This window comes from Leifsonia araucanica (genome assembly GCF_051161895.1).
GTDB lineage: Bacteria > Actinomycetota > Actinomycetes > Actinomycetales > Microbacteriaceae > Leifsonia.
Genome location: NZ_JBMBTW010000002.1, coordinates 2,720,706 through 2,746,283, shown reverse-complemented (window position 1 = coordinate 2,746,283; position 25,578 = coordinate 2,720,706). Strand labels below are relative to the sequence as shown.

At 70.3% G+C, this 25,578-nt stretch carries 32 protein-coding genes; 20 read left to right on the top strand and 12 right to left on the bottom strand.

Annotated features, from left to right (window positions below; all coding sequences use genetic code 11):
- Window positions 1–34 precede the first annotated feature (34 nt).
- Together ACN6M5_RS13230 and ACN6M5_RS13225 are read left to right on the top strand one after the other, a co-directional pair.
- Window positions 35–487 carry a flagellar hook assembly protein FlgD gene (locus tag ACN6M5_RS13230; RefSeq protein WP_085367383.1) on the top strand — a complete coding sequence of 151 codons (453 nt, stop codon included), beginning with the start codon at window positions 35–37 and terminating at the stop codon, window positions 485–487.
- Between the two features lie 30 nt (window positions 488–517).
- Complete coding sequence (locus ACN6M5_RS13225; RefSeq protein WP_085367382.1) at window positions 518–1,687, top strand: flagellar hook protein FlgE; 1,170 nt, start codon at window positions 518–520, stop codon at window positions 1,685–1,687.
- 82 nt (window positions 1,688–1,769) lie between these two features.
- Here ACN6M5_RS13225 and ACN6M5_RS13220 read toward each other — a convergent pair whose 3' ends face one another.
- Together ACN6M5_RS13220 and ACN6M5_RS13215 are read right to left on the bottom strand one after the other, a co-directional pair.
- The gene (locus ACN6M5_RS13220; protein WP_434950517.1) at window positions 1,770–2,843 is read right to left on the bottom strand and encodes a DNA glycosylase AlkZ-like family protein; all 1,074 of its coding nucleotides are present in this window, start codon (window positions 2,841–2,843) and stop codon (window positions 1,770–1,772) included.
- Between the two features lie 21 nt (window positions 2,844–2,864).
- On the bottom strand, window positions 2,865–3,296 hold the full coding sequence (locus ACN6M5_RS13215; RefSeq protein WP_434950515.1) for a VOC family protein: 432 nt from the start codon (window positions 3,294–3,296) through the stop codon (window positions 2,865–2,867).
- An 81-nt stretch (window positions 3,297–3,377) separates the two neighbouring features.
- Here ACN6M5_RS13215 and ACN6M5_RS13210 point away from each other — a divergent pair, with 81 nt between their 5' ends.
- Complete coding sequence (locus ACN6M5_RS13210) at window positions 3,378–4,127, top strand: ABC transporter permease (RefSeq protein ID WP_434950513.1); 750 nt, start codon at window positions 3,378–3,380, stop codon at window positions 4,125–4,127.
- 9 nt (window positions 4,128–4,136) lie between these two features.
- On the opposite strand, the gene ACN6M5_RS13205 is transcribed toward ACN6M5_RS13210, so the two are convergent.
- From ACN6M5_RS13205 to ACN6M5_RS13195, 3 genes are read right to left on the bottom strand one after another with little or no spacing between them, the layout of a single operon-like run.
- Window positions 4,137–4,949: a flagellar motor protein MotB gene (locus ACN6M5_RS13205; protein ID WP_434950511.1), complete on the bottom strand. Its 813-nt coding sequence runs from the start codon at window positions 4,947–4,949 to the stop codon at window positions 4,137–4,139.
- Window positions 4,950–4,951: 2 nt separating this feature from the next.
- Entirely contained in the window at window positions 4,952–5,755 is an 804-nt protein-coding gene (locus tag ACN6M5_RS13200; protein WP_434950509.1) for a motility protein A, read from the bottom strand.
- A complete protein-coding gene (locus tag ACN6M5_RS13195) occupies window positions 5,755–6,093 on the bottom strand; it encodes a flagellar FlbD family protein (protein ID WP_085367376.1) in 339 nt (112 codons plus the stop codon). Before ACN6M5_RS13195 ends, ACN6M5_RS13200 begins: the two co-directional genes overlap by 1 nt.
- A 167-nt stretch (window positions 6,094–6,260) precedes the next feature.
- Here ACN6M5_RS13195 and ACN6M5_RS13190 point away from each other — a divergent pair, with 167 nt between their 5' ends.
- The 10 genes from ACN6M5_RS13190 (at window position 6,261) to csrA (ending at window position 14,488) form a co-directional block, all read left to right on the top strand.
- Window positions 6,261–7,142, top strand: a complete 882-nt coding sequence (locus tag ACN6M5_RS13190; protein WP_085367373.1) for a flagellar motor switch protein FliM — start codon at window positions 6,261–6,263, stop codon at window positions 7,140–7,142.
- A gap of 6 nt (window positions 7,143–7,148) precedes the next feature.
- Window positions 7,149–7,871, top strand: coding sequence for a flagellar motor switch protein FliN (fliN, locus tag ACN6M5_RS13185; protein WP_143465480.1), 723 nt, complete (start codon window positions 7,149–7,151; stop codon window positions 7,869–7,871).
- A gap of 6 nt (window positions 7,872–7,877) precedes the next feature.
- On the top strand, window positions 7,878–8,450 hold the full coding sequence (locus ACN6M5_RS13180) for a FliO/MopB family protein (RefSeq protein WP_434950506.1): 573 nt from the start codon (window positions 7,878–7,880) through the stop codon (window positions 8,448–8,450).
- A gap of 77 nt (window positions 8,451–8,527) precedes the next feature.
- On the top strand, window positions 8,528–9,301 hold the full coding sequence (gene fliP / locus ACN6M5_RS13175; protein WP_168690999.1) for a flagellar type III secretion system pore protein FliP: 774 nt from the start codon (window positions 8,528–8,530) through the stop codon (window positions 9,299–9,301).
- Window positions 9,298–9,573 carry a flagellar biosynthetic protein FliQ gene (locus tag ACN6M5_RS13170; RefSeq protein ID WP_085367371.1) on the top strand — a complete coding sequence of 92 codons (276 nt, stop codon included), beginning with the start codon at window positions 9,298–9,300 and terminating at the stop codon, window positions 9,571–9,573. The genes fliP and ACN6M5_RS13170 overlap by 4 nt, the downstream gene beginning before the upstream one ends.
- Window positions 9,573–10,334 (top strand): flagellar biosynthetic protein FliR, encoded by a 762-nt coding sequence (locus tag ACN6M5_RS13165; protein ID WP_085367370.1) that lies wholly within the window; start codon window positions 9,573–9,575, stop codon window positions 10,332–10,334. Before ACN6M5_RS13170 ends, ACN6M5_RS13165 begins: the two co-directional genes overlap by 1 nt.
- On the top strand, window positions 10,331–11,419 hold the full coding sequence (locus tag ACN6M5_RS13160; RefSeq protein ID WP_434950503.1) for an EscU/YscU/HrcU family type III secretion system export apparatus switch protein: 1,089 nt from the start codon (window positions 10,331–10,333) through the stop codon (window positions 11,417–11,419). Before ACN6M5_RS13165 ends, ACN6M5_RS13160 begins: the two co-directional genes overlap by 4 nt.
- On the top strand, window positions 11,419–13,467 hold the full coding sequence (locus ACN6M5_RS13155; protein WP_085367368.1) for a flagellar biosynthesis protein FlhA: 2,049 nt from the start codon (window positions 11,419–11,421) through the stop codon (window positions 13,465–13,467). The genes ACN6M5_RS13160 and ACN6M5_RS13155 overlap by 1 nt, the downstream gene beginning before the upstream one ends.
- A 4-nt stretch (window positions 13,468–13,471) precedes the next feature.
- A complete protein-coding gene (locus ACN6M5_RS13150; protein ID WP_434950501.1) occupies window positions 13,472–14,239 on the top strand; it encodes a hypothetical protein in 768 nt (255 codons plus the stop codon).
- Between the two features lie 9 nt (window positions 14,240–14,248).
- Window positions 14,249–14,488 (top strand): carbon storage regulator CsrA, encoded by a 240-nt coding sequence (gene csrA / locus ACN6M5_RS13145; protein ID WP_085367366.1) that lies wholly within the window; start codon window positions 14,249–14,251, stop codon window positions 14,486–14,488.
- Window positions 14,489–14,512: 24 nt separating this feature from the next.
- Here the strand turns inward: csrA and mraY are convergent, their stop codons facing one another.
- Window positions 14,513–15,619: a phospho-N-acetylmuramoyl-pentapeptide-transferase gene (gene mraY / locus ACN6M5_RS13140; protein ID WP_434950498.1), complete on the bottom strand. Its 1,107-nt coding sequence runs from the start codon at window positions 15,617–15,619 to the stop codon at window positions 14,513–14,515.
- Window positions 15,620–15,657: 38 nt separating this feature from the next.
- Here mraY and ACN6M5_RS13135 point away from each other — a divergent pair, with 38 nt between their 5' ends.
- A complete protein-coding gene (locus ACN6M5_RS13135; protein WP_434950496.1) occupies window positions 15,658–16,290 on the top strand; it encodes a TMEM175 family protein in 633 nt (210 codons plus the stop codon).
- Between the two features lie 35 nt (window positions 16,291–16,325).
- Window positions 16,326–16,526 (top strand): hypothetical protein, encoded by a 201-nt coding sequence (locus ACN6M5_RS13130; protein WP_085367363.1) that lies wholly within the window; start codon window positions 16,326–16,328, stop codon window positions 16,524–16,526.
- 4 nt (window positions 16,527–16,530) lie between these two features.
- On the opposite strand, the gene ACN6M5_RS13125 is transcribed toward ACN6M5_RS13130, so the two are convergent.
- The 3 genes from ACN6M5_RS13125 to ACN6M5_RS13115 are packed head-to-tail and all read right to left on the bottom strand — an operon-like array spanning window position 16,531 to window position 19,894.
- Complete coding sequence (locus tag ACN6M5_RS13125) at window positions 16,531–17,607, bottom strand: NAD-dependent epimerase/dehydratase family protein (RefSeq protein WP_434950493.1); 1,077 nt, start codon at window positions 17,605–17,607, stop codon at window positions 16,531–16,533.
- Window positions 17,604–18,452, bottom strand: coding sequence for an MTAP family purine nucleoside phosphorylase (locus ACN6M5_RS13120; RefSeq protein WP_434950491.1), 849 nt, complete (start codon window positions 18,450–18,452; stop codon window positions 17,604–17,606). Before ACN6M5_RS13120 ends, ACN6M5_RS13125 begins: the two co-directional genes overlap by 4 nt.
- Window positions 18,449–19,894, bottom strand: coding sequence for a glycosyltransferase 87 family protein (locus ACN6M5_RS13115; protein WP_434950489.1), 1,446 nt, complete (start codon window positions 19,892–19,894; stop codon window positions 18,449–18,451). The genes ACN6M5_RS13120 and ACN6M5_RS13115 overlap by 4 nt, the downstream gene beginning before the upstream one ends.
- A gap of 112 nt (window positions 19,895–20,006) precedes the next feature.
- Here ACN6M5_RS13115 and ACN6M5_RS13110 point away from each other — a divergent pair, with 112 nt between their 5' ends.
- Genes ACN6M5_RS13110 through ACN6M5_RS13100 form a run of 3 tightly spaced genes read left to right on the top strand, consistent with a single transcriptional unit; the run spans window position 20,007 to window position 21,626 of the window.
- Entirely contained in the window at window positions 20,007–20,585 is a 579-nt protein-coding gene (locus tag ACN6M5_RS13110; protein ID WP_434950487.1) for a hypothetical protein, read from the top strand.
- A complete protein-coding gene (locus tag ACN6M5_RS13105; RefSeq protein ID WP_434950485.1) occupies window positions 20,575–21,186 on the top strand; it encodes a molybdopterin-dependent oxidoreductase in 612 nt (203 codons plus the stop codon). Before ACN6M5_RS13110 ends, ACN6M5_RS13105 begins: the two co-directional genes overlap by 11 nt.
- On the top strand, window positions 21,183–21,626 hold the full coding sequence (locus ACN6M5_RS13100) for a hypothetical protein (protein ID WP_434950483.1): 444 nt from the start codon (window positions 21,183–21,185) through the stop codon (window positions 21,624–21,626). The genes ACN6M5_RS13105 and ACN6M5_RS13100 overlap by 4 nt, the downstream gene beginning before the upstream one ends.
- Here ACN6M5_RS13100 and ACN6M5_RS13095 read toward each other — a convergent pair.
- The 3 genes from ACN6M5_RS13095 to ACN6M5_RS13085 are packed head-to-tail and all read right to left on the bottom strand — an operon-like array spanning window position 21,577 to window position 23,542.
- Window positions 21,577–22,251: a class I SAM-dependent methyltransferase gene (locus tag ACN6M5_RS13095; protein WP_434950481.1), complete on the bottom strand. Its 675-nt coding sequence runs from the start codon at window positions 22,249–22,251 to the stop codon at window positions 21,577–21,579. The two genes, ACN6M5_RS13100 and ACN6M5_RS13095, sit on opposite strands and share 50 nt — an antisense overlap.
- A complete protein-coding gene (locus ACN6M5_RS13090) occupies window positions 22,248–22,883 on the bottom strand; it encodes a TIGR04282 family arsenosugar biosynthesis glycosyltransferase (RefSeq protein ID WP_434950479.1) in 636 nt (211 codons plus the stop codon). Before ACN6M5_RS13090 ends, ACN6M5_RS13095 begins: the two co-directional genes overlap by 4 nt.
- A complete protein-coding gene (locus tag ACN6M5_RS13085; protein ID WP_434952393.1) occupies window positions 22,880–23,542 on the bottom strand; it encodes a glycosyltransferase family 2 protein in 663 nt (220 codons plus the stop codon). Before ACN6M5_RS13085 ends, ACN6M5_RS13090 begins: the two co-directional genes overlap by 4 nt.
- Window positions 23,543–23,656: 114 nt before the next feature.
- Between ACN6M5_RS13085 and ACN6M5_RS13080 the strand changes: the two genes are divergently transcribed.
- Together ACN6M5_RS13080 and ACN6M5_RS13075 are read left to right on the top strand one after the other, a co-directional pair.
- Window positions 23,657–24,373, top strand: coding sequence for a response regulator transcription factor (locus ACN6M5_RS13080; protein ID WP_085367356.1), 717 nt, complete (start codon window positions 23,657–23,659; stop codon window positions 24,371–24,373).
- Between the two features lie 13 nt (window positions 24,374–24,386).
- Window positions 24,387–25,556: a sensor histidine kinase gene (locus ACN6M5_RS13075; protein WP_434950477.1), complete on the top strand. Its 1,170-nt coding sequence runs from the start codon at window positions 24,387–24,389 to the stop codon at window positions 25,554–25,556.
- The last annotated feature ends 22 nt before the right edge of the window (window positions 25,557–25,578 follow it).

Genomic DNA, 25,578 nt, shown 5'->3' with positions numbered 1-25,578 from the left:
GACCCAACCAGCCTCACAACAGAAGGGAGCCACCGTGGCCGTCGACCCCGTCACCGGAGCGAACGACACCGCCGCCACAGGCGGCATCTACTCCACGCTGCCCACCAGGCAGCCCAAGCAGTCTCTCGACAGTGAGGCGTTCATGCAGCTGCTGGTCACCCAGTTGCGCAACCAGGACCCGAGCTCGCCGATGGACACCAACCAGATGATCTCCCAGACCACGCAGCTCGCGACGATGGAGAAGCTCACCAACCTGGACACCACCAGCCAGGAGGGCTTCGCCCTGCAGATGCGCACAGCGGCGGCCGCCCTCGTCGGGCACACCGTCAGCTACCTCGACAAGGACGGCGCCACCAAGACCGGCGTCGCCTCGTCCGTCTCGTACGCGGGGTCCGTCCCTGTCGTCACGGTCGGCGACCAGAAGATCAACCTCGACGCGATCTCCGGTGTGGTCACCCCCACCCCTGACCCCGCGCCGACCGCCTGACATCACCGAACCTCACAGAAAGGCAGCATCGTGCTCCGTTCCCTCTACTCCGGAATCTCCGGCCTCCGCTCGCACCAGACCATGCTGGATGTGACCGGCAACAACATCGCCAACGTCAACACCACGGGCTTCAAGGCGTCCGCCGTGCAGTTCGAGGACACCCTCTCCCAGCTGGTGCGCGGCGCCGGCGGCGGCCAGGGCGCGGCCGGCGGCACCAACCCGGCCCAGATCGGCCTCGGTGTGCTCGTCGCCGGCATCTCCACCAACTTCACCCAGGGCGCTGCGCAGGCGACCGGCCGCGCCACCGACATGATGATCAACGGCGACGGCTTCTTCGTCACCAAGGTCGGCGGCGAGACCCTCTACACCCGCGCAGGCTCGTTCGACCCGGATGCGCAGGGTCGCCTGGTCGGCCCGGGCGGCGCGATCCTGCAGGGCTGGAACGCGGTCAACGGCGTCATCCAGCAGGGCGGCGCGCTCGGCGACGTAACCATCCCCCTGAAGGCCGTCGCCCCCGCCTCCGCCACCACGACGGGCACCGTCACCGGCAACCTGCCGTCCGGCGCAGCGCTCGGCGACCAGCTCGTCCGCGACGTGAAGGTCTACGACTCCACCGGCGTCGCCCGCACCCTGTCGCTCACCTTCACCAAGACCGGCGCAGGCTGGAACGTGGCAGGCACCGACGGCACGGCCACCGGCACCAGCACGCTCGCCTTCAACAACGGCGTGCTCACCGGCCCGGGCAGCATCACGGTCGGCGGCGTCGCGGTCGACCTCAGCGCCGTCACCGGATATGCCGACCTCACCACGGTGGCGTTCAAGGAGCAGAACGGCCGCCAGGCCGGAACGCTCGAATCGTTCAGCCTCTCCCAGGACGGCACCCTCATCGGCCTGTTCTCCAACGGCGACAAGCAGGCGGTCGGCCGCATCGCCCTGGCCACCTTCGTCAACCCGGGCGGCCTCGAGAAGGCGGGCGGCTCCGGCTACCGCGCCTCCGTCAACTCCGGCAACCCGCAGCTCGGCGGCCCCGGCGACGCCGGCCTCGGCTCCATCCAGGGCGGCTCCCTCGAAATGTCCAACGTCGACCTGTCCCAGGAGTTCACCAACCTGATCGTCGCCCAGCGCGGCTTCCAGGCGAACGCCCGCATCATCACCACCTCGGACGAGGTGCTCCAGGAGCTCACCAACCTGAAGCGGTAGTGCGTCGGGACGCGCAGCGTCTCACGCCAGAGGGCCTCCGGCGACACGCCGGGGCCCTTCTGGCTTGTCCGGGCAGCGGGCGTCACCATTCCGGCACGTCGACGCCCAGCCACCTCCCCAGGTCAGCGATCTCTGAGTGGACAGCGGCGTGTTCGTCTTCGTCGAATGGCTCGAACTCGTGAACGGCTGTGACTCTCAGTTCGTCGTGCTCGGGGTCGATTTCGGCGTCGAGCATTCCCACGAACCGGTCGCCCAACAGGATCGGGTGGGCGAAGTATCCGTACTTTCGCTGCGGCTTCGGCTTGAACTGTTCGAGCACGTAGTCGAACTCGAAAATCTCGCGCAGCCGGGGGCGATCGAAGAGCATGCCGTCGTACGGGCTGAGGAACGCGGCGCGGCCGCCTTCGTCATCCTCGAGCGCTGCGAGCGCCTCGGGGTCGACGCGCCATTTCTGGCGCATCCCGTCGATCATCGCCGGCTCGCCGGCCTCCCCGACGGGGGTCCAGGGGGATCGCTGCTTGGCGATGCCGGCCGCCTGGAGCCTGCGCTCGTTCAGTAGCCGTTCGGCCTCATCGTCGTCGAACTCCGGCAGATCGGACGGGTAGACGCGTTCGGCCAGATCCCAGCGTCGATGGCGACCCTTCCGTCCCGCAACGGCGACCTCGCCCTGCCGCTGAAGGAAGTCGAGCATGTGCACGACCTGGTTGGACCCCGACCAGCCGTCGGGCGGACGGGCGACGTCGGCGGTGTCCGGGATCTCGCTGGCCAGCAGCGGACCTTCGGCCCGCAATCGCGCGAGGACGTCGGTCCGGAAACGGTCGTTGGCCTCCAGCCACTGGCGGCTGCTCTCCCTGCGCGGCCAGCGCCGCATGGCCGGCAGCATCAGCGGAAGCAGGCTCACCGGACGGAAGGCTCCGTCGAACTCGAACAGTAGCCGATCCGATTCGACGGCCTTCGCAAGCTGGCCTCCGTCGTACGCGGAGCCGATCCGCGACCAGAGGATGGTGTGCTCCGCCGGCGCGATGGTGGCCGTCGGGTCGATCTTGATGGCACCGAGCTGCTCGGCGATCCCGACGACATCGTCAGGGCGATCGGCGTCCAGCAGCTGCGCCTGCACGGCGATGCGGCGGGCCTGGTCTCGGGTGAGCCGGTGCATCACGGAGTCCCCGCTCTCTCCTCACTGCAGGCAGAACTCGTTGCCCTCGGGGTCGCGCATCATGATCGCGAACTCCTCGAACGGGCCCCACGAACCGATGAGCGGCTTCTCGACCGTCGCGCCGAGGGACACGAGCCGGTCGCGTTCGGCCTCCAGCTCGTCGCGGGATGCTTGACGGTCGTCGAACGGCGTGATGTCGATGTGCATCCGGTTGCGTTGCCTGCGCTCGTGGCGGTAGCGGGTGAAGTAGAAGCGCTGGTGGCTGCGGTCCCCGTCCCAGGCGACGGCGCGGGAGGCGATCGCGTCGTCGTCCAGCCCGTTGGCCTTCAGCATGGCGAGCTCGTCGTCCGACCATCCTGTCGGCTCCGGATAGCCCATGGCCGCGCTCCAGAAGCGGGCGAGGGCCGCAGGGTCCTCCGCGTGGATGGTGACGTTGGCGATGCGCGCGGTCATGAGTAGAGGGTATGACCTCCGCAGCCCGGCGAGAAGGCGTCGGAGGCGTTGAGGGCCGCCCGCCGACCGTATGCTCGTCCCGTGCCCATCATCCGCGAGCTCGGCCCGACCATCCTGGGCGTGCTGCTGCTCGCCGCGCTGGCCACCGTCGTGCTCACGGTGTACCGGGTGCCCCGCCGGTGGGCTCCGCTGCTGGCGATTCTGCGCGGGGCGCTGCAGCTGGCGGTCATCAGCCTGATCCTGGCGGGGGTCATCACCAGTCCGGTGTGGGTGGCGCTCGCCCTGCTCGTCATGTTCTCCGTGGCCGCCGCGACCGCGACGAGACGGGTCGGCTGGTCGGTCGACCACGCGACCATGATGGGCGTCGCTATGGCGACCGGCATCGTCGTGACGCTCGCCGTCGTGTTCCTCACCGGGGCCATCGAGTTCTCCGCCCGGTACGCGCTCGCGATCGGCGGCATCGTGATCGGGAACGCCATGAGTATCGCGACACTCACCGGACGCCGCTTCACCGAGGCGACCATCGACCACTGGGATGAGGTCGAAGGCTGGCTCGCGGTCGGCGCCACCCCCAGGCGGTCCACCCTCGAACTGGCGCGCGGCGCCGTCTACTCCGCGCTCATCCCGTCGGTCGACCAGACCAAGACGACCGGCCTCGTGACGTTGCCCGGCGCGTTCGTCGGCGCCATCTTCGGCGGGGTGTCACCGCTCGAAGCCGGACGGTTCCAGGTGGTGGTCCTCGCGGCGATCATGGCGGCGGGGTCGATCACGGCGGTCATCGTGTCCGCCTGGCTGGCGCCGGTGCGGACGCGGCCGGTCGTGCTGGACTGAGCGCGGAAGCTACCCGGATGCCGTGGTCGTCGACCCGAGCACCTGCGGGATGAGTTTCCGGATGGCGTCCTCCTGGTTCGACAGGACCACCACATCCACTCGGCGGTTGAGGGCGAGATCGGCGTCGGTCGTTCCGGTGGCGCTGGCGAGCGGCCGGGCCGAACCGTAGCTGAGGGCGACGATGCGTTCCTGGGGGAAGCCGTCCGTCTCCACCAGGTGACGCAGCACGCTCGTCGCGCGCCCGGCGGACAGCTCCCAGTTGGTCGGGTACGGGGCGCCAGGCTGCCGCAGGTCGGCGTGGCCTTCCACGGACACCTGGTACGGCGTCGGCGTGAGCACGGGGCCGATGTCGTTGAGCACCTGCGTCGCCTGCACGCTCAGCTCCGCACGGTTGGAGGCGAAGAACGTCTCGTTCCCCACCAGCCCGATCGTGAGGCCGCGTGCGTCGATGCGCAGCTGGACGGCATCCTGCAGTCCGTCCTTGGTCAGCGCGGCCAGGATGCGGTCCTTCAGGTCTTTGAGGTTCTGCGCCTCCTGCTGGGCGAGGGCCAGGTCGGTGTTCTTGCCCTTGTCGTCCACCTGGGACGGCGGCACGATCACGCCGGTGGCCGTGTCGATCTTCTGCGACTTCACCTGCCCGAACCCGGTCGCCAGCGAGTCTTTCAGCTCGGCGAACTTCTTCTGGTCCACCGTCGACATCGCGAACAGCACGATGAACATGCACATGAGCACGGTGACCATGTCCATGTAGGAGGCCATCCAGCGCTCCTCGTTCTCGTGCTCCTCCTCTGGCTCGTGCTTGCGACGGCGGCGTGCGGACATCGCTACGCGGCTTCCTTGAGCTTCTCGGGCTTGGGTTCTTTGGCGTCCTTCTTGCTGCTGCCGGCATCCGGGACCATCGCGCGCAGGCGCTCGCCGAGGAGGCGCGGCTGGCTGCCGGACTGCACGGCGAGCACGCCCTCCATCAGCAGGGTCATGCGCTCCACATCCAGTTCGGACAGCCTGCGGAGGCGGGCGCCGAGCGGCAGCCAGAGGAAGTTGGCGGACAGCAGACCCCACAGGGTCGCCACGAACGCGCTCGCGATCATCGGCCCGAGCTCGCCGGGCTCCGCCAGGTTCTCGAGCACGTGGGTGAGCGAGACGACCGTTCCGATGATGCCGATCGTCGGCGCGTAGCCGCCCATGCCGCTGAAGAACTTGGCCGCGACCCTGTCCTTCTTCGACTTGGTGGCGATCTCGTCCTCCAGCAGCACGCGGAGCTCGTCCCCGTCCGTGCCGTCAGCGATGTTCTGCAGCGCGCGCTTGAGGAACGGGTCGTCGATGGTGTCCGCTTCCTGCTCCATTGCGAGCAGGCCGTTGGCGCGGGCCTTCTCCGCGAGGTCGACGACCTGGTCGATGACCTGCTGCGGCGGCTCGATCTTGCCCCGCAGTGCACGCGGGATGGACTTCATGGCCACCATGAAGTCTTTGAGCGTCCCACTGGCGATGCCGACGGCGAACGTGGCGCCGAAGACGAGCACCATCGGAGCGGGAAGCACGAGGGCGCTGAGGTGCGCGCCCTCCATCGTCACCATGGCGACGACGGCGCCGAACGCCAGGACGATGCCGATTATGGTTGCGGGATCCATTACTTCTTCCTTGCGCGGAGGGGAACGGTCCGAGCTTCGGGATGCTCGCGGTGCGCATCCGGGGCCTCGTCGTCACGGCCGGTGTCCGCGGGGGGAACCAGGCCGAGCTGCGGGGCGCCGGAGGGGCGCGTGTTCGCGGTGGGCAGATCGTGGGCGAGCGCGATGACCCGCGCCCGGTATGCGGCGATCTTCTCGATGACCTCGGACATGCTCTCCGTCACGATGAACTTCGCGCCGTCGACCATCACGAGCGTGGTGTCCGGGCTCGCGTGGATGCGCTCGATGAGGTCGGGGTTGACCGCGAACTGGCTGTCGTTCAGTCGGGTGACGACGATCATGAGGGCGAATCCTGGTCTCGGCTCCGGGTGAGCCGTCACAGGGTCACTATCGGCCGGAGGGGGCAGGACGTAAGGCGCGTGCAGCCTGAAGCCGCGGGTCGGAGGATTTCTTGGCGCGTTCGCCTCGGTCCCTAACGCATCCCCCCTCCCCGCCGATAGTCGGCACCGTGACCACCCTGCACGCTCCTGAGACTGCGCCTGAGGCGCCGGTGTACGACTTCCGGCGTCCGACGACGCTGGCGCGCGAGCACTCGCGGGTGCTCGAGCTCGCGTTCGAGACGTTCGCGCGGCAGTGGGCGACGCAGTTGACCGCCAAGGTGCGGGTGCTCAGCCAGGTGGAGTGCGAGTCCGTCGCCATGCAGACGTACGACGAGTACGCCGCATCGCTGCCCGCGACCACCGCGATGGTGCTCTGCGAGCTCGACGGCATCGCGCCGAAGGGCGTCATCCAGTTCCCGACCGTCGCCGCCCTGTCCTGGGTGAACGCGATGCTGGGCGGAACGGGCAACCCGGTGGATGCCGAGCGCACCTTCACGCAGATCGAGCACGCGCTCGTTCGGCGCCTGATGGACGACGCGCTCGAAGACCTGCGGTATTCGCTGGGCGCCCTGCTGGTCACGCCGATCGGCGTCGACGCCATCCAGTACAACTCGCAGTTCGCGCAGGCGGCGGCCACCGCGGAGCTGATGATCGTCGCCACCTTCGAGCTGCGGGTGGGGGAGAACGTCGCACCGGCGACACTCGCCCTTCCCGCCATCGTCCTGCTCCCTCAACTGGGGGAGACCAACCCGACCAGCAGTGCCGACGACGCACGCGAGCTTCTGGATGCGCAGCTCGCCCACGTGCCCGTCGACGTCTCCCTGCGGCTCACCCCCGCGCGGGTCAAGCCGAGCGTCGTGCTCGGGCTCGCCGTCGGCGACCTGCTCCCGATCCCGCATCCGCAACACCGACCGTTCGATCTCGCCGTCGGGGGCCACCCCGTCGCCGGTGCAGCGCTGGGCTCCAGCGGCTCGCGCCTGGCGTGCGTGATCGTGAACACAGAGGACTGACAGACCATGAGCATGACCACCACCGGTACGGCGTCCGCCCTGAGCGCATCCGATGCGCTCGCCGCGGCGAACGCCCTCGTCGGCGTCCTGCCGACGGGCACGCCGCTGACCCCGCGCCTGCACACGCTCGGCGCGTTCGCCGGGGCGACCGGCAGCGCCGTGGTCGCCAGCTTCGTCGGCGCCGTGTCCGCCGATCTGGCCGTCGTGCTGCTGGATGCGCCGAGTATCGTCGACGACGCGGCGGACGGTTCGCCCGTCGTCGCCATCCAGGATGTGCTGCAGCCGGCCATCGAGGCGGCCAGCGACACGCTCGGCGCCGGGGTGCTCGACGACGCGCGGGTCGAGGACGCGACCCAGCTGTTCGAGGACGCTGGAACCGTCGTGTTCGAGCTGGCCGGCGCATCCGGGATCGTCGGCTGGTTCGCCATCCGGGGACGTGCGAGCGCGAACGAGCGCGACCTCGGCTCGGGGTCGATCGCGGGGAAGCTGGGCCGCATCAGCAACGTCGAGATGGCGTTGACCGTGGAGATCGGCCGCACCAGGATGCCCGTGCGCGACGTGCTCGCGATGGAGCCCGGCGCGGTCATCGAACTGGACCGCTCCGCCGGGTCTCCCGCGGACGTGCTGCTCAACGGCCGTCTGATCGCGCACGGCGAGATCGTGGTCGTCGACCAGGACTACGCGGTGCGCATCACCAAGATCCTCGACGCTTCGGAAGACCTGGACTGACTTTTCGTGGACACCCTGTTCGTCGCCTTGCGCGTTCTCGTCGTTCTCGGCGTGATCGTCGCCCTGCTCTGGTACGTGCAACGGCGCGTCACCAAGGGCAAGCGCGGTGTGCGCCGCGGCAACGCCGTGACCGTGGTCGGCCGCCAGGGCGTCGGCTCGAAGGCGTCGGTCGTCGTGGTGGATGTGGACGGCACCCGGTTCGTGCTCGGCGTCACGGAGCGGAACGTCAACGTGCTGGCCTCCGGTGACCGCCCGGTCGACCTGGAGGCGGAGGTCACCCCGATCGCCCGCGTGCGGCAGACGTTCGCCAAACCTCTCAACCCGCAGAGCCAGCTCGACCACCAGACCCCCATCGAAGACCACCCCGTGACCACCCAGGACGACGCGCAGGATGCGCTCCCGTCCGCAGCAGCAGGACGGCAGGTGGGCGCCGTGAAGCCCGCGAAGAACACCAGGCAGGATGCCGATTACCTGACGGCGCAGGGACGCGCCTCCGTATTCGACGAGGCCCTCAAGGGCTCGATCCTGTCACCGGCAACGTGGAGGCAGGCGAGCTCGGCGGTGCGGCCCAAGAAGTGATCGCCGCGGCCGGGCGGCTGATCCGCTCCCCACGGTTCGTGATCGCGATCGTGCTCGCCGTCATCTCGGCGGTCGCGATGGTGCTGCTCACGGCGAACGTCGCGCACGCAGCCCCGCTGCCGATGGTCCCTGAGCCGGTCCCCACCCCGACCGGTCCGGCCGGTCCCGGCGGAGGCACCGGCGGGGTCACCATCGACATCAACGGACCGAACGGGACACCGTCCGCGGCCATCCTGACCCTGCTGGGCATCACCCTGCTGTCCGTCGCGCCCGCACTGCTGCTGATGATGTCGTCGTTCACCAAGATCTTCGTCGTCCTGGCTCTCACCAGGAACGCCCTCGCGCTGCCGTCGATCCCGCCGAACCAGGTGCTCGCCGGCCTCGCCCTGTTCCTCAGCCTGTTCATCATGAGCCCGGTGCTGATCGACATCAACAACACGGCCGTTCAGCCGTACCTGAACGGCCACATCGACTTCACCGCGGCGGTGCATCTGGCCGAGGGGCCGTTGCGGGGCTTCATGCTGGCGCACGTCCGCGAGGAGGACATCGCGCTGATGACGCGTGCGGCCGGGCGCCCGAACCCGGCGAGCCCGTCCGCCGTCCCGATGCTCACCCTCATCCCGGCGTTCATGATCTCGGAGCTGCGGGCCGCGTTCATCATCGGCTTCGTGATCTTCGTGCCGTTCCTGGTGATCGACATGGTCGTCTCCGCCGCGCTGATGTCGATGGGCATGATGATGCTCCCGCCGGTGATGATCTCGCTGCCGTTCAAGATCCTGCTGTTCGTGCTGGTGGATGGCTGGGGTCTCGTCATCACGAGCCTCATCACGAGCTATCGGGGTGGCGGATGAACGCGAACGCGGTCCTCGACATCGCCATGCAGGGCCTGATGATCACCGCCAAGCTGGCCGCCCCGATCGTGGTCACGGCGCTCGTGGTCGGCTTCGCCATCTCCCTGGTGCAGTCGATCACCCAGATCCAGGAGGTGACGCTCTCGTTCGTGCCGAAGGCTGCGGCTGTCGGCGTGGCCCTCATCGTCTGCGGGCACTGGATGATCTCCGAGCTGATCACCTTCACGAACGTGCTCTTCGAGAAGATCCCGTCTCTGCTGGGCGGCGGCTGATGTACATCCCCATCGACCTGTCCACCATCGAGGCCATCGCGCTGGCGTCGCTGCGCATGGTCGCGTTCCTGGTGATCGCGCCGCCGTTCTCCTACAACGGCATCCCCGCCCAGATCAAAGGGATGCTCGCCATCGGCCTCGCCGTGGCCGTCGCCCCGCGGGTCGCCGCCGGGTACCACTCCGCCGACATCGGGATGTTCCTCGTCGACCTGCTGCGGGAGCTCGCGGTCGGCGCGACGCTCGGCTTCCTCGTCTACCTGGTGTTCGCCGCCGTGCAGTCGGCCGGCAGCCTGGTGGACCTGTTCGGCGGCTTCCAGCTTGCGCAGGCGTTCGACCCGCAGTCGATGATCAACGGGGCCCAGTTCACCCGGCTGTTCCAGATGACGGCGCTGGCGCTGCTGTTCGCATCCGGTGCGTACCAGTTGATCATCGGCGGGCTGATCCGCTCGTACGACGCCATCCCGCTGGCGGCGGGCATCGACCTCTCCGACCCCGCCAAGCAGATGGTCACCGGGGTGACGCAGATGTTCGTGGCCGCCGTGCAGATCGCCGGGCCGCTGATCGTGGTGCTGTTCCTGGCCGACGTCGGCCTCGGCCTGCTCACGCGCGTGGCACCGGCGCTCAACGCGTTCTCGCTCGGTTTCCCGCTGAAGATCATGCTCACGGTCGTGCTCTCCGCGGTGCTGTTCGTTGCGTTGCCGGGGGTCGTCGAGGGCCTGACCGGTACTGCTGTCAAGACGATGCTGGGGGTGGGCCGATGAGCGACGCGCAGGAACGCACAGAACAGGCGACCGACAAGCGGATGAAGGAGGCCCGCGAGAAGGGCCGCCTCGGCAAGTCGATGGACCTCACCGCGTGGGTGGGCGTCGGGGCGGCGGCCGTGATGCTGCCGTTCACCATCGGGCTCGGCAGCAGCGCGGGCGTCGACCAGCTGTTCACCGTGCGCTCCATCATCGAGAACCCGGACCCCGCGGCAGCGTTGCAGGCCCTCGGGGACGGGCTCGGCAGCATCCTGGGCACCATCGGCCCGCTGCTGGCTGTCGCCGCCATCGCGATCATCGGCGCGGCGGCCGCCCAGGGCGGCGTGCACCTCAAGAAGCTCGAGGGCAAGTACGAGCAGTTCAACATCGTCAAGGGCGTCGCCAGGGTGTTCGGGATGCGCGCGCTCTGGGAGGGCGCGAAGACCCTGCTCAAGTCCGCGGTCGTCGCCGTCGGCCTCTACCTCGTGGTGCAGGGGCTCATGCCCGTGCTGCTGACCGCGGGCAGCCTGTCGCTGAACTCCCTGCTCGCCGCCGCGACCAGCGGGGCGACCGGCCTGCTGCAGGCCGCGGTCGGCGCCGGCCTGGTGCTCGCGGGGCTCGACGTGCTCGTCGTGATGCGCCGCAACCGCAAGCAGACCCGCATGACCAAGCGCGAGGTGCGCGACGAGCAGAAGAACAGCGACGGCGACCCGCTGATCCGGTCGCAGCGCCGCTCCCGCCAGCTCGCGATGAGCCGCAACAGGATGATCGCCGCCATCGCGATGTCGGATGTGGTGCTCGTCAACCCGACGCACATCGCCATCGCCATCAAGTACGAGCCCGGCAAGTCGGCCCCGCGCGTGGTCGCGAAGGGCTCCGGCACGGTCGCGCAGCGCATCCGCGAGAAGGCGGAGGAGGAGCGCGTGCCGATCGTGAAGGACATCCCGCTCGCCCGCGCGCTGCACGCCGGATGCCAGCTGGGCGACGAGATCCCCGTCGACCTCTACAACCAGGTGGCGAGGGTGCTCGCGTTCGTCATGTCGCTGAAGGCCCGCGGCTCCGCATACGGAACCCACACCATGACCCCGATCCTGGGAGGCATCTGATGAGATCGACCACCACCAAAGTCGCCGTGCCCATCGGGGTCGTCGGCATCATCATGCTGCTCGTGGTCCCTGTGCCCGCCTGGCTGCTGGACACGCTCATCATCGTCAACATCATGCTGGCGCTGGTCATCCTGCTCACCACGATGTTCGTCAAGAAGCCGCTCGACTTCTCGGTCTTCCCGTCGCTGCTGCTGGTGGCGACCCTGTTCCGGCTGGGCCTCAACGTCGCATCCACCCGCCTGGTGCTCGGCGACGGATACGCCGGCCAGGTCATCCAGGCGTTCGGGCATGTGGCGGTGGGCGGCTCCATCATCATCGGCGCGGTGGTCTTCCTCATCCTGATCGTCATCCAGTTCATCGTGGTCACGAAGGGTGCCGAGCGCGTCGCGGAGGTGGGCGCCCGCTTCACCCTCGACGCCATGCCCGGCAAGCAGATGGCGATCGACGCCGACCTCAACGCCGGGCTCATCACCGAGGAGCAGGCCCGCACCCGCCGCGCAGAGGTGTCGGCGGAGGCGGACTTCTACGGGGCGATGGACGGCGCATCCAAGTTCGTCAAGGGCGACGCCATCGCGGGCATCCTGATCATCGTCATCAACGTGGTCGGCGGCATCGCCATCGGCATGATCCAGCGCGGCATGGAGATCGGCGACGCGGTCAACTCGTACACGCTGCTGACCATCGGTGACGGCCTGGTCACGCAGATCCCCGCGCTTCTGATGGCGGTCTCCACTGGCATGATCGTCACCCGCTCCAACGCGGAGGCCGACATCGGCACGACGGCGAGCGGACAGCTCAGCCAGTCGCGCAACGCCCTGACCATCGCCGGATGCGCAGCCATCGTGATGGCGCTCATCCCCGGGATGCCGCCCATCCCGTTCGTGCTGGTCGGCGCGTTCCTGATCCTCGCGGCGCAGCGGCTCAAGAACTCGCAGGCCGCCGCGAAGAAGGCGCAGGCGGCGCAGGCCGCCGTCGCGAACGCGGGCAAGGGGGAGACCACGGACGACCTGCTGGAGCAGATGCGCGTCCACGCCCTCGAGATCACCCTCGCGCCCGACCTGGTCGACATCGTCAGCGGGGCATCGGACGACCTGCTCGCCCGGGTGCGCGCCCTGCGCCGCAAGATCGCGCTCGAACTGGGCATCATCGTGCCGCCGGTGCGCACCAGGGACAGCGCGGACCTGCCGCCGTCCACCTACGTCATCAAGATCGCCGGCGTGGAGGCCGGGCGCGGTCAGGCGCCGAGCGGGCGGGTGCTCGCACTCGGCGACGCACTGGATGCGCTGCCCGGCACCCCGACGGTCGAGCCGGTCTTCGGGCTGGGCGCGAAGTGGATCCCGAGCGAGATGCGGCACAGCGCCGAGCTCGGCGGAGCGACCGTGATCGACCGCGTCTCCGTGCTCATCACGCACCTGTCGTCGATCATCACCGCGAACGCGGCCAGGCTGCTCACCCGCGAGGACGTGCGCCAGCTCACCGAGGGCGTCAAGCAGGTGAGCCCGTCCGCTGTGGACGAGCTCATCCCGAACCTGCTGACCCTCGCCGAGGTGCAGCGGGTGCTGCAGGGGCTGCTGATCGAGCAGGTCGCGATCAACGACCTGCCGCGCATCCTGGAGGCTCTCGCGCTGCGGGCGAAGACCTCGAACGACCCGGAGGGGCTGGTCGAGGCTGCGCGGTCCGCCCTCGGCCCTGCGGTCGTCGCACCGCACCTGGACGGGTCGACGCTGCGGGTCATCATGATCGACCCCGGCCTCGAACAGGCCATGCTCGAAGGTCTGCGGCCCTCGGAGTTCGGCACGCAGATCGTGCTCGACCCCGTGCGGCTCGAAGCGGTGCTCAGCTCGCTGCGGCAGACGGCCGCGCAGCTGGACGACCAGGGCGTCTCGGCGATCCTGGTCTGCGCCCCCGCTCTGCGACCGGCGATCCGGCGGCTGGTGGCCGGGCAGCTGAGCGGCCTTGCGGTGCTGTCGTACCAGGAGGTCACGTCCGTGCCTGCGCAGATCGAGACGGTGGGGGTGGTGCGCGTTGTGGAGCCGATCGCGGCCTGAGTGGGTGGACGCCGCGGAGTACGGCGGCGACCCCGAGGAGGAGGTGCTGCCCGCGGTGTCCACCTCGTCGGCGGCGTTCGCGGCGATCCTCGACGATCTCGTGCGCGTGGTGGGGGAGACGGAGTCCGGTGCCCTGGCGCCGGAGACGCAGGAGGCGCCGGAGAGGACCGCGTCGCCGGAGCTGGATGAGCGGTTGCAGGCCGCGCTCGTAGCCCGGCAGGAGGCCGCGGAGGCCGTTCCGGTCTCACCGCCCGCACCGCCCGCGCCCGCACCGCCCGCCTCGCCCCCGCGCGCGTCCGCCCCGCCCGCCCGCCTGCGCGGACGCGGCGACCTCACGCTCGTCGTCGGCCTCGGCGCGGACGCCGTCTCCGCATCCCGTGTCTTCTCCGCGTCCGTCGACGACGCCGAGGTGCGCCCGGGCGGCTGCTCCCGCGCCGCCGCCCCGCGCGTCGACGACCGCCGCGGCGCACTCCGCGCCCGGGCGGACGGCGTGCGCAGGGAGCGCTCGGTGATCGCCGCATACGGCCTGGAGCACGGCGCGGACGACGTGCCCGCGCTCGCCGAATCGCTCGCGGGGATCGCGCCCGATCAGGTCTGGGTGGCCGTCGACGCGTCCCGCAAAGCCGAGGACACCGCCGCCTGGGTGGCCGCAGTGGATGCGGTGCTCGCGGTCGACGGGATCGCCGCATCCGGCGCCGCCTTCACCAGCACGCCGGAGTCGGTGGACGCGCTGGGCTTTCCCGTCCTGTGGCTGGACGACGCGCCCCGCTAGGCTGAAGCAATGCTGGTATTGACGCGCAAGGTCGGGGAGCGGGTGCTCATCGGCGACGACATCGTCGTGACGATCCTGGATGCGCGCGGCGACGGCATCCGGATCGGCATCGACGCACCGCGCGGGGTCCGCATCCAGCGCGACGAGGTCATCCGCGCGATCACCGAGGCCAACCAGCAGGCGACAGAATCCGCGGCGACCACGGTCGACCCGGAGGCCGTCATCAAGAAGTCGCTCGGCCTCGACTGACCGGCCGTCGTTTCGGCGTGGGCGTCAGCTCAGCCACTCGAAGTAGAACGTCCCGACGCCGACCGCGATGAGCACGCCGGCGATGATCCAGAACCGGACGACGATGGTCACCTCTGCCCATCCCATCAGCTCGAAACTGTGGTGGATCGGCGTCATCGGGAACAGGCGCCTGCCGTGCGTCGCCTTGAAGTACGCCCGCTGGACGATGACCGAGCCCGCCTCGATGACGAACAGGCCGCCGATCAGGATGAGGAGGAGCTCGGTGTGGGACTCGATCGCCAGGGCGCACAGCGCACCGCCGAGGCCGAGGGATCCCGTGTCGCCCATGATGATCTTCGCCGGGTTGGTGTTCCACCACAGGAAGCCGATGAGTGCGCCGCAGATGGCTGCGGCCACCACGGCGAGGGAGAGCGGATCGCTCGTCGGGTAGCACCTGGCCAGGTTCTCCGGCCGGATGTTCGCGTTGGAGCAGGACTGGTTGAACTGCCAGAAACCGATGAGCACGTACGAGCCGATGGCGAGGATGGATGCGCCGGTCGCGAGGCCGTCGAGCCCGTCGGCGAGGTTCACGCCGTTCGTGGTCGCCGAGGCGAGGACGTTCACCCAGATCAGGTAGAGCACGATCCCGACCACCGGCACCGCCGTCGCGATGCGCGCCAGGTCGAGTGCGGGGATGTCACGCACAGCGGAGATCGCCGTGGACGCGGGGGTGTGCCCTGAGACATCCGGGAACTGCAGGGCGAGCACGCCGAACACGGTCGCGACGACCGCTTGGCCGCCGATCTTGGCCCAGCCGCCGAGCCCCAGGCTGCGCTGGTTGTGCACCTTGAGGAAGTCGTCGACGAACCCCACCGCCGCCATCCCGACGAACATGAGTAGCACCAGGAGCGACGACGGCGAGATGCCGTCTCCACCGTTGACGAGTGCGGCGACGAAGAACCCGAACAGCGTCGCCAGCAGGATGACGATGCCGCCCATCGTCGGCGTGCCCCGTTTGGAGTGGTGCGATTGCGGGCCGTCGTCCCTGATGAACTGGCCGAGTTCGAGCCGCGTGAACAGCCGGACGAAGAGCGGTGTCAGAAAGAGCGAGAAGGCGAGCGCGAGCGCGCCGGCCAGAAGAAGAGTCCCCACGGCTGCAAGTCTGGCAGTCGACCCGGCAGAATACTGGCATGACAGTCCTTAGGACCGAGCGCGGCCTCGACAGGCTCGTCAACTTCTCCGACGCGGCGGTCGCCATCGCGATCACCCTGCTGATCCTGCCGCTCGTCGACGTGGCGGTGGACATCGAGCACCAGTCGGTCGGCGCGTTCATCGGCGACCATCAGGGCGAACTGCTCGGCTTCGGCATCTCGTTCGTGGTGATCGGCCGGTTCTGGATCATCCACCACCAGGTCTTCGAACGGGTCCGCGACTACTCGATCACGATGATCTGGCTCAATTTCCTCTGGCTGGCCTCGATCGTCTTCATCCCGTTCGCCACCAACCTCGTCTCCGCCATCGGGGGCGACCGCGGCGACGTGGATGCGGTCTACATCGGCAACATGGTGGTCGCGAGCCTCGCCATGTGGTTCATCGAGCTGCACCTGGTGCGGCATCCCGACCTGCTGAGGGAGGGCGCGCTCGAGCGCATCGACCTGCTGCGCAGCCTGTCCCCGACCATCCTGCTGGCTGTCGCCCTGGTGCTCGCGGTGCTCTTCCCCTCGGTGGGCCTGTTCTGGCTGCTCGTCCTGTTCCTCGGCAGGCCGCTGCACCTGCTCCTGCAGCTGCTGTTCCGGCGACGGGGTTCACAGGGAACGGCCTGAGGGCTACCGTCGGGGCGACACAGTCAGGAGAACCGATGCGTCCCAAGTTTTTGCTCATCCTCGTGATCGCGGGCATCGCCTACGTCCTCGGCGCGCGCGCCGGACGTGAGCGCTACGACCAGATCACCTCGGCGGCCACGTCGTTCTGGAACGACCCCAACGTGAAGAAGGCGCGCTCGGAGGCCAAGAAGAACGCCGAGAAGGCGCGCAAGCTGGCCGCCAAGAAGCTCCGCTAGGCGCTCAGCCGACGGCCGCGGCGCGCTGCCGGGTGGGACCGGCGGCGAACGCCTCGATCGATTCGGGCCACGGACGCTCGGCCCGCCAGGAGAGTTCGGTCGCTATGCGCCCGGACGATGCGGTGATGTGACGCACATCCCCGAGCCGGTACTCGCCGGTGACGATCGGCGCCGGGCCTCCCGTCGCCTCCGAGAGCGCGCGGGCGAAGTCTCCGATCGTGCGTACAACGCCGCTGCCGACGTTGTACGCGCGGGCGGTGCCGTCCGGCCGGTCTCCCAGTCGCTCGACCGCACGCAGATTGGCATCGGCGACATCGCGCACGTCCACGAAGTCTCTGCGCTGGCCGCCGTCCTCGAACACGCGCGGCGGATGCCCGGCCGCGAGACTCGTGCGGAAGATCGAGGCGACCCCCGCGTACGGCGTGCCGATGGGCATCCGGGTGCCGAAGACGTTGTGGTAGCGCAAAGCCACGACGCGACCGTCCGTCGACCGGGCCCACGAGCGGGCGAGGTGTTCCTGCGCCAGCTTGCTGGCGGCGTACACGTTGCGCGGATCGACGGGGTCGTCCTCCGCGATGAGCAGGGGCTCCAGAGGCCGGCCGTCCGCGTCCAGGGGGTCGAAACGGCCCGCATCGAGATCGGCGACCGACCGTTCCGGGGGCTGTCGCACGACTCCGCCGTCGTAGTAGAGGCCCTCGCCGTAGACGACCATCGACGAGGCGAGCACGAGGCGGCGCAGCCCGGCATCCGCCATCGCCGCGAGCAGCCTCGCGGTGACACCGACGTTCGACGTGACGTAGTCCGGCGCGTCGGAGAAGTCGACGCCCAGCCCGACCTTCGCGGCCTGATGGCAGACGGCATCCACGGAGCGCAGTAGCCCGACGGAGGTGTCGCCCGCGTCCCCGACGACCAGGTCGACGTCGCCACGCAACCCGTCGAACCACTCCGGAACGGCGGCATCGGCGTGCACATCCGGCCGCAGGGAGTCGACGACCGTCACCCGCCAGCCGCGGTCGACGGCGCGTTCGACGATGTGCGAGCCGATGAAGCCGAGCCCGCCGGTGACGAGCAGGTGCGTCATCGGGCGTCCTCCAGCGCATCCCGTCGCACGGGCGCGGAGAGCACCCGCTCGACCGCTGCCTCCGGCATCAGCCGCCGGGCGCGGTATCCGTCCGGCACGGCCGCCACGGTCGCCGCGATGGCGGCCCGGATGCGCGGCCCGGCGTTCGCCATCCGCTCGAGCACCAGGGCGGCGTCCGCCGACTCCGCCGTGTCGCCGTCTGCGGTGCCCGCATCCGTGTCGGTGATGAACGAGATGGTCGCCAGGCCGATGTTCAGTTCCGCGGCGAGCACGGCCTCCGGATACTGGGTCATGTTGACGATGTCGGCCCCGGCCGCACGGAACCAGGCGGATTCCGCCCTGGTCGAGAACCGCGGCCCCTGGATGACCACGCTCGTCCCATCCGGGATCACCCGCTCGCCGAGCGCGCGCAGGGCTCCGACCGCGATCTCGTGCATGGCGGGGTCGAACGGGTCCGCGGCGGGCAGATGCTGCACATCCGTCCGGTCGAAGAACGTGTCCGGCCTGCCGTGGGTGCGATCGATGAGCTGGTCGGGAACGAGGAAGGCGCCGGGCGTCGCGCGCGCCGAGATGCCGCCGACGGCGGACGACGTCACGATGGCGCGCACGCCGAGCGAGGCGAGCGCCCAGACGTTCGCACGGTACGGCACCCGGTGCGGCGGCAGCGAGTGGCCCTCGCCGTGGCGGGCGATGAACGCCACCCGGCGACCGCCGAGCTCACCGATGGTCACCGGACCCGCCGGTGACCCGTACGGCGTGTCGACGGCGATGGTCTCGGCGTCTCCGCGCTCGAACAGCCGGTACAGGCCGGAGCCGCCGATCACTCCGATCGCTGCTGTTGTCATGGTGTCTCCTTCGTCAGGGATGCGGGTTCCAGCGTCGTCGCCGGGGGTCTGGTGGGTCGCCGTCGCCAGCGGACGACCGTGGCGCCGCCCGCGAAGACGGCGGCGGCGAGGATGACGAGCGTCGCCCCCGCCCCGCCGGGCACGAGCGTGCGCACGCTGAGCGCCAACGGCACCACGAGCCATTCCCAGCGGCGGCTGAGGGCGATGAACGGCACGAGGACCAGCGCGTACCAGGGGTAGGCCGGGCTCGCGATGAGCAGGACGGCGCCGACGGAGACGACCTGCGCGACCCACGGCTGCGCCGGGTCGGCGAACCACCACGAGGCGATCAGTACGGCCAGGATGAGCGCGGCGGCCACGACCGTCGCCGCGGCGCCCGGCAGCACGCCGGACAGCAGCGCGAAGCGGGAGCCGCTGTCGTAGCCCTCCTCGCTCAGGTACCCGGGGAGGTAGCCGAGGACTGACCAGCCCGTGATCGCGACGTATGGCACGTAGGTGAGCGCGAACGTGAGCACGGCCGAGGCGCCGACCCCGACCGGGCGTCGCCGGGCGAGGGGTGGGGCCGCGATGACCGGCACGAACTTGGTCGCCATCGCCAGCCCGATCCCCACACCGGCCAGCACGGCGCGCCCACGGCTCAGACCGTTGCGCGCGCTGCCGGAGACCGGCGCCGCTGCGAACGTGGCGGCCACGATGAGGAAGACGCCGAGCGCATCCACGTGGGAGTTGGTCACCGCCTCGGCCGCGACGAACGGCGACCAGCCCCAGACGGCGGCCCAGCGGACGTCGAGGCCGCGTCTGCGCATCCCGAGCACGAGCAGCACGGTGGTGGCAGAACTCAGCAGCAGACCGGCGATCTGCAGCGGAAGATACTCGGCGTCGTCGGGAACCACCGCACGCACCGCGGCGAAGAAGCCCTCGGCGACCGGCGGGTAGATGGTCGGCACGTGGGGGCGGTTCAGAGCGGTGCAGAGCGTCCCACCGCTCGGGATGCTCGTGGTCTGCTCGGTCCGCGAGCCGGCGCAGCGCTCCCCTCCGTCCGCGCCGTCGGCCGGGGCGGGGAACAGCCACGGCACCCGGTACTGCTCCAGTGCGTCGGACGCCGGCACGTGCGCGTACGGGGAGACGCCGTGGTTCTGCACGATGCCGTCCCAGGCGTAGCGCGCGGAGTCCGTGCTGAGGTTGGGCGGACCGGCCAGGGCGGCGACGCCGAGCGCTGCCGAGCCGGCGAGCACCAGGATGAGCGCGGCGCGACCGCGGACCAGCAGCAGCAGGAGGAAGGCCGCCACCGCGAGCGCCCAGGCCACACCGGTCGTGACGCCGAGCGTCGCTCCGCCGCCCGGCGCGAAACCGTCGACGGTCGCCGTCGACACAGCGGTGACCGTCACCAGCGCCGCGAGCAGCACGGAGACGGCCAGCACGGGCAGGACGGTGACCTTCACACCGAAAGTCTCACCGCTCCGCGCTGCCGCTGACCGCCGCTCGGGCACCTCGTTCGGGGATCGTAAGATTTGCCGCCGCCGCGAGCAGCCGGTCCGGATCACAATCGAGAGCATGTCGGTCACCGAGCGGCTTTCGGGCGTCATCGCCCAGCGGATGACGCGCGCCCAGGCGGTGCTCGCCGCGCCCGCCCGCACGGCACGAGCCACTGTGGTGATCGGCCGGCTGCTCGCCATCGCGTTCGTGATCTGCTTCGTCACCGGCGTCTACAGCCACCTGCTGCAAGAGCCGCTGCCCGGGATGCGGTTCCCCACCTGGCCGGACTTCTACGCTTTCACGCAGGGGCTGCACATCACCGTGGGCGTCGCGATCTTCCCACTGCTGCTCGGCAAGCTGTGGACGGTCTACCCCCGGCTGTTCGTCTGGCCGCCCATCCGGTCGGTGCGCGAGGCCGTCGAACGGGGCTCGATCGCGCTCCTCGTGTCGAGCGCGTTGGTGGAGCCGGTGATCGGGCTGATCAACACGTACCAGTGGTATCCCTTCCCGTTCCCCTTCCGTCAGACGCACTACGCACTGGCGTGGGTGCTCGTCGGCTCGATCGCCGTGCACATCGCCGTCAAGCTCCCGACGATCGCGCGGTACTGGCGCCGCAGGAGCCGGGCAGAGGATCGGAGCGTCACCGATGGCGGCTGACGACGGCATCACCCGCCGCGCGGTGCTCGGCACCATCGCAGCGTCCGCCGTGACCGCGGTGGCGCTCACGGCCGGACAGTCGTTCGGCTGGCTCGCACCGCTCAACCTCTTCGCCCCGCGCGTCCAGCGCCTCGGTCCGCAGGCGCTCCCCGTGAACGTGACGGCGAAGGCTGCAGGGGTGGTCACGACGGCGGGAGCGGACGACTGGCGGCTGACCGTCGCGAACGGCGCCAGCATCCGGCGCCTCACGCTCGCCGACCTGCACGGGATTCCCGCCGCTGCTGCCACGCTGCCGATCGCGTGCGTGGAGGGGTGGAGCACCACGGCCGACTGGGGCGGCGTGCGGATGCGCGACCTCCTGCGCCTGGTCGGCGCGCCGGCGGACGCGAGCATCCGGATCGCCAGCCTGCAGCAGCGCGGCCCGTACCGGGTGACGACGATGGGACCCGAGTTCGCCCAGGACCCCACGACTCTGGTCGCGCTCCGCCTCAACGGCGAGCCGCTCGACCTCGACCACGGCTATCCGGCCAGGGTAATCGCGCCGGGCAGGCCGGGCGTGCTGCAGACCAAGTGGCTGAGTTCCATCGAGGTGCTGCCGTGACGGGGGCGCGACGCCTCGTGGCGGCGGTCGGCATCGCGCTGATCGGATGCGGGGTCGTCTTCTTCGCCATCGACCTGACCATCGGGGAGATCGCCGGAGTGGTCGTCTGGCTCGCCGGCGCGGTGATCATCCACGACGCGGTGCTGGTGCCCGTGGTGACAGCCGTGGATGCTGTGCTGCGCCGTGCCGGTCGGCGGCTGCCGTCCGCGGTCGTGATGGTCGTCGAGCTCGGGCTCGCGGTCGGCGCCCTGCTGACGGCGATGGTCGTTCCTGAGGTGATCGCGCAGGCGCGCGGGCCGAGAAACCCGACGGTCGTGCCCGGCGACTACGGCCAGAGGCTCGCCGTGCTCTGGGTGGCGATCGTCGTGCTGGTCGCGCTCGCCTCTGCGGTCATCGGCTGGCGAGCACGAAGGTCCGCCCGCCGGTCTCGACGGTCCTGACGTTCATCCCGAGCTCTGTAGCGAACGCGCCGGCAGCGTCCGCACCGACCTCCGCCCACGGGAACCAGGCGCTCCGCCCGCCGGAGGGATGCACGAGCTGAGCGTCGAAACTGGCGAACCTGGACGGTTCGGCGTGCGTCTCCACGAGCATCCGGCCGCCGGGACCGAGCATGGCAGACGCGCGCGCGAGCAGGAGCCGCGGGTCGCCGCCGATCCCGATGTTGCCGTCGAGCAGCACAGCGGCGCCCCACGCGCCCTCGGCGGGAAGCCGGTCGAAGACCGAGCGACGCAGCACGGGCAGCCCGAGCGCCCTGGCGTGCGAGACGGCCGCCGAGGAGATATCGATGCCGAGGGCGAGCCGCCCGGCCTCGATGGCCGCGCGCACGATCCTGCCGGGCCCGCAGCCGATGTCGAGCACAGGGCCGGAGGTCAGGCCGAGCAGCTGCCGCTCGTGCTCCGTCGCGTCGGAGAGGAAGAGCGAGACGTCGAGCGGCGTCGCGGCCCTGCCGTCCACGACGACGTCCAGCCGACCGCCTCCACCGCGGAGCGCGAGGTCGTACGGCTCCGCTCCACCGCGGCCGAACGCGGCCGTCCTGTCCCTGGTGAGCGACCCGACGGCACTCACGACGCGAACTCTCGGGTGCCGAGCGACCGGAGCAGCTGTGCCAGCGCGGGCGAGCGCCGGGCAGCGGCGGGAACGTCCGCCGCCGTGTCGATGTCGGTCAGCGGCGGGAGCAGCCGAACGCGCATCCCGGCCCCGGTCAGGCGTTCCAGTTGCCTGGCGCCGGTGTGGTCGGTGGACATCGGAACCCCGCGCACGAGAGCGCCGGCCGGTTCGCGCATCCCGAGGGCCCAGAAGCCGCCGTCGGTGGCCGGGCCGAACCAGGCGTCCGCGTCGCCGTTCCGCTCGCTCCACCCCGAGAACACCGGGTCGAACCAGCGGACGTCGACGTGCGGTGTGTCCATCCCGAGCAGCAGGAGCGGCTCGTCGACCGCGTCGAACAGCCAGGCGATCCGCTCGTCGAGGGAGCCGCCGGCCTGGGGCAGGAGCTCCCAGCCGGCCGCGCCCTCTGGGGCGGCGACGCCGTCGAAGTAGAGGATGCGCCTGGTCGAGGGGAGCGCCTCCACCGCCCGCAGCGTGTCCGCGAGCGCCGCGGCGGCGATCCAGGCGGCCTCCTCGGCGCTGAACTCCGGCTGCAATCGCGTCTTCACACGGCCGGGGATGCACTCCTTGGCGATCACGGCCAGCGCGGTCATCGCGCGTTCGCCGCGAGCCTGCGGCGCATGTCGACGACGGCCGTGAACGCACCGCCGACCGTGCCGGTCACCTTGGACCTCCCGATGCGGGGCAGATAGTCGACGTCCACCTGCCGCACCCGCCAGCCGGCCCGGTCGGCGCGGAGCACCAGCTCCACCGGGTAGCCGCTGCGGCGATCCTCCACGCCGAGGGCGAGCAGCGGGGCACGGTACGCGGCCCGCACGGGACCGAGATCCCGGATGCTCGCAGCGGTCTTGGCGCTGAGCATCCGGGCGAGCACCCCGTTGGCCGCGCGGGAGACGAGAGGCCAGGCTCGCGGCGAGGCCGGTCGTCTCCGCCCGATGGTCAGGTCCGCCGTCCCGGCGGCGACAGGGGCGACGAGCGAGGGGAACTGCGCGGGGCTGATCGTGCCGTCCGCATCGCTCACGATCACGATGTCGGCGTTCGAGGCCAGCAGTCCGGCATGAACGGCGGCACCGTAGCCGCGGCGCGGTTCGCAGACGACCTGCGCACCGGCGGCCATGGCGACAGCTGCGCTGCCGTCGGTGGATCCGTTGTCCACGACGATGGCGCCGTACCCGGGAGGGAGCGCGGCGAGCAGCGCGGGGAGGGCCTCCGCCTCGTCGAGGCAGGGGAACACGACGTCGATTCGATCCATCACGGACCCGACGCTACGCAGCGCCCCCGGCCGCCGGGCAGCCAGAATCTTACGAAACGCGGACGGTCGGATCCCGCCGTCGCGAGTGCTGGTCGACCGACCTATCCTGAGTCAATGACGTCACCGCTCCCTGCGCGACCGGTCCGCGACATCCGCGACCGTCGCGTGATGGTCGTCGAGGACGATCCGACCGTGCGCGAGGTGGCCAGCGGCTACCTCCGTTCCGTCGGGCTCATCGTCGACGAGGCGGTCGACGGCTTCGCGGCGCTCGCGCTCGCCGAACGCACGCCACCGGACCTCGTCGTCCTCGACCGGATGCTGCCCGGCATCGACGGCATCGAGGTGGCCCGCCGGCTGCGGCGGCTGAACGCCGCGCCCATCATCATGCTCACCGCTCTCGGCTCGACCGACGATCGCATCGAAGGTCTCGAAGCGGGCGCGGACGACTACCTCGCCAAACCGTTCTCGCCGCGCGAGCTGGTGCTGCGGGTGCAGTCGATCCTCCGTCGCAGCGTCACGGAGCTGACCAGGGAGGCGCCGTTCGACCTGGGCGAGTTCTCCATCGACCCGTCCAACCGCACGGTGTCGAGAGGCGGGCGCCCGCTGACGCTCGCCGCCCGCGAGTTCGACCTGCTCGCGTTCTTCCTCAAGCATCCCGACCAGGTCTTCAGCCGCGAGCAACTCCTCAAAGAGGTGTGGCAATGGGACTTCGGCGACCTCTCCACGGTGACGGTGCACGTGCGGCGGGTGCGGGAGAAGATCGAGGACGACCCGACCAAACCGAAGTTCCTGACCACAGTCTGGGCCGTCGGCTACCGGATGAACGCGTGAAGGAGGGGTGAAGGTGATCGCTCCAGCAGACCTCGCCGCCATCGTCGGGACCACGCTGGTGGTGGCCGCCGTCATCTCCGGCGTCGCGGTGCTCGTACTCCGGGCGCTGCGGCGCGCATCCATTCTGCTGAGGCTGGGGATCGTGGTCGCTGCGGCCATCGCATCCATCGTCGGCGGCACCATCGCCATTGCGCAGGCGATGTACATCTCCGGCCACGATTTCGTGGTGCTGGCCTGGGTGATCGGCGTGGCAGCCGTGGTCAGCCTCGGCGTCGCCGCTGTGCTCGGGATGGGGTTGGTGCGCACGAGCCGCACCCTGCGGAACGCGACGCGCGCCGTCGGCGACGGGCACGTGGTCGCCGCGACCCCGCAGGACAGCGGGGAGTTCAGCGCGCTCGGACAGGAACTCGCCGACATCTCGCGACGCCTGGCCGAATCCCGGGAGGAGGTGAGGATGCTCGACGAGTCCCGCCGCGAGCTGGTCGCCTGGATCTCGCACGACCTCCGGACGCCGCTCGCCGCCCTCCGCGCGATGGCCGAGGCGCTCGAAGACGGCATCGCGGAGGACCCGCAGCGCTACTACCGCCAGCTGCGCAGCCAGTGCGACACGCTCAGCCACCTGGTGGAAGACCTGTTCGAGCTGTCCAAGATCCAGTCGTCGTCGCTCCAGCTCGAACTCGGCCCGCTCTCGCTCTACGACCTCGTCAGCGACGCCGTCGCCGACCTTTCCCCGCTCGCCGCACTGCACTCCGTGACGCTCAACGAGTCGCAGGACGGCGACCTGACGGTGCTCGGCGACGCGCGCGAGCTCTCCCGCGTGGTCCACAACCTGCTCGTGAACGCGATCGAGCACTCGCCGGCGGGCACGAGCATCCACGTCGCCGTCCGTGAGGCGTCGGCGTCGACGGTCGTGCTGAGCGTCATCGACGAGGGTGGGGGCATCCCGGAGGAGCATCTGGGCAAGGTCTTCGACGCCGGGTGGCGCGGCACGACGGCGCGAACGCCGCGCGCCGGCGTCGGCTCGGGCGGAGCAGGCCTCGGCCTCGCCATTGTGCACGGCATCGTCGCCGCGCACGACGGAGACGTCTCTGTCGAGAACACCGCACGCGGCTGCCGCTTCGACGTCTCGCTTCCGCGGTTTAGCCGCGTCGGCCAAGCCGGAGCGGCGACGGTCCCGTCGTGACGACCGGGATCGCTGAGCGCTG

What these genes read in the sequence shown, in the direction of transcription:
- ACN6M5_RS13090 (WP_434950479.1), bottom strand. Translation starts at nt 22,883, where the DNA reads ATGACCGCGCTGGCCGTGATCGCCAAGGAGTGCATCCCCGGCCGTGTG.
- ACN6M5_RS13085 (WP_434952393.1), bottom strand. Translation starts at nt 23,542, where the DNA reads ATGGATCGAATCGACGTCGTGTTCCCCTGCCTCGACGAGGCGGAGGCC.
- ACN6M5_RS13130 (WP_085367363.1), top strand. Translation starts at nt 16,326, where the DNA reads ATGCGTCCCAAGTTTTTGCTCATCCTCGTGATCGCGGGCATCGCCTAC.
- ACN6M5_RS13135 (WP_434950496.1), top strand. Translation starts at nt 15,658, where the DNA reads ATGACAGTCCTTAGGACCGAGCGCGGCCTCGACAGGCTCGTCAACTTC.
- ACN6M5_RS13125 (WP_434950493.1), bottom strand. Translation starts at nt 17,607, where the DNA reads ATGACGCACCTGCTCGTCACCGGCGGGCTCGGCTTCATCGGCTCGCAC.
- fliP (WP_168690999.1), top strand. Translation starts at nt 8,528, where the DNA reads ATGGTGCTGCTCACGGCGAACGTCGCGCACGCAGCCCCGCTGCCGATG.
- ACN6M5_RS13195 (WP_085367376.1), bottom strand. Translation starts at nt 6,093, where the DNA reads ATGATCGTCGTCACCCGACTGAACGACAGCCAGTTCGCGGTCAACCCC.
- ACN6M5_RS13165 (WP_085367370.1), top strand. Translation starts at nt 9,573, where the DNA reads ATGTACATCCCCATCGACCTGTCCACCATCGAGGCCATCGCGCTGGCG.
- ACN6M5_RS13215 (WP_434950515.1), bottom strand. Translation starts at nt 3,296, where the DNA reads ATGACCGCGCGCATCGCCAACGTCACCATCCACGCGGAGGACCCTGCG.
- fliN (WP_143465480.1), top strand. Translation starts at nt 7,149, where the DNA reads ATGAGCATGACCACCACCGGTACGGCGTCCGCCCTGAGCGCATCCGAT.
- ACN6M5_RS13110 (WP_434950487.1), top strand. Translation starts at nt 20,007, where the DNA reads ATGTCGGTCACCGAGCGGCTTTCGGGCGTCATCGCCCAGCGGATGACG.
- ACN6M5_RS13080 (WP_085367356.1), top strand. Translation starts at nt 23,657, where the DNA reads ATGACGTCACCGCTCCCTGCGCGACCGGTCCGCGACATCCGCGACCGT.
- csrA (WP_085367366.1), top strand. Translation starts at nt 14,249, where the DNA reads ATGCTGGTATTGACGCGCAAGGTCGGGGAGCGGGTGCTCATCGGCGAC.
- ACN6M5_RS13205 (WP_434950511.1), bottom strand. Translation starts at nt 4,949, where the DNA reads ATGTCCGCACGCCGCCGTCGCAAGCACGAGCCAGAGGAGGAGCACGAG.
- ACN6M5_RS13160 (WP_434950503.1), top strand. Translation starts at nt 10,331, where the DNA reads ATGAGCGACGCGCAGGAACGCACAGAACAGGCGACCGACAAGCGGATG.
- ACN6M5_RS13155 (WP_085367368.1), top strand. Translation starts at nt 11,419, where the DNA reads ATGAGATCGACCACCACCAAAGTCGCCGTGCCCATCGGGGTCGTCGGC.
- ACN6M5_RS13170 (WP_085367371.1), top strand. Translation starts at nt 9,298, where the DNA reads ATGAACGCGAACGCGGTCCTCGACATCGCCATGCAGGGCCTGATGATC.
- ACN6M5_RS13120 (WP_434950491.1), bottom strand. Translation starts at nt 18,452, where the DNA reads ATGACAACAGCAGCGATCGGAGTGATCGGCGGCTCCGGCCTGTACCGG.
- ACN6M5_RS13105 (WP_434950485.1), top strand. Translation starts at nt 20,575, where the DNA reads ATGGCGGCTGACGACGGCATCACCCGCCGCGCGGTGCTCGGCACCATC.
- ACN6M5_RS13220 (WP_434950517.1), bottom strand. Translation starts at nt 2,843, where the DNA reads ATGCACCGGCTCACCCGAGACCAGGCCCGCCGCATCGCCGTGCAGGCG.
- ACN6M5_RS13200 (WP_434950509.1), bottom strand. Translation starts at nt 5,755, where the DNA reads ATGGATCCCGCAACCATAATCGGCATCGTCCTGGCGTTCGGCGCCGTC.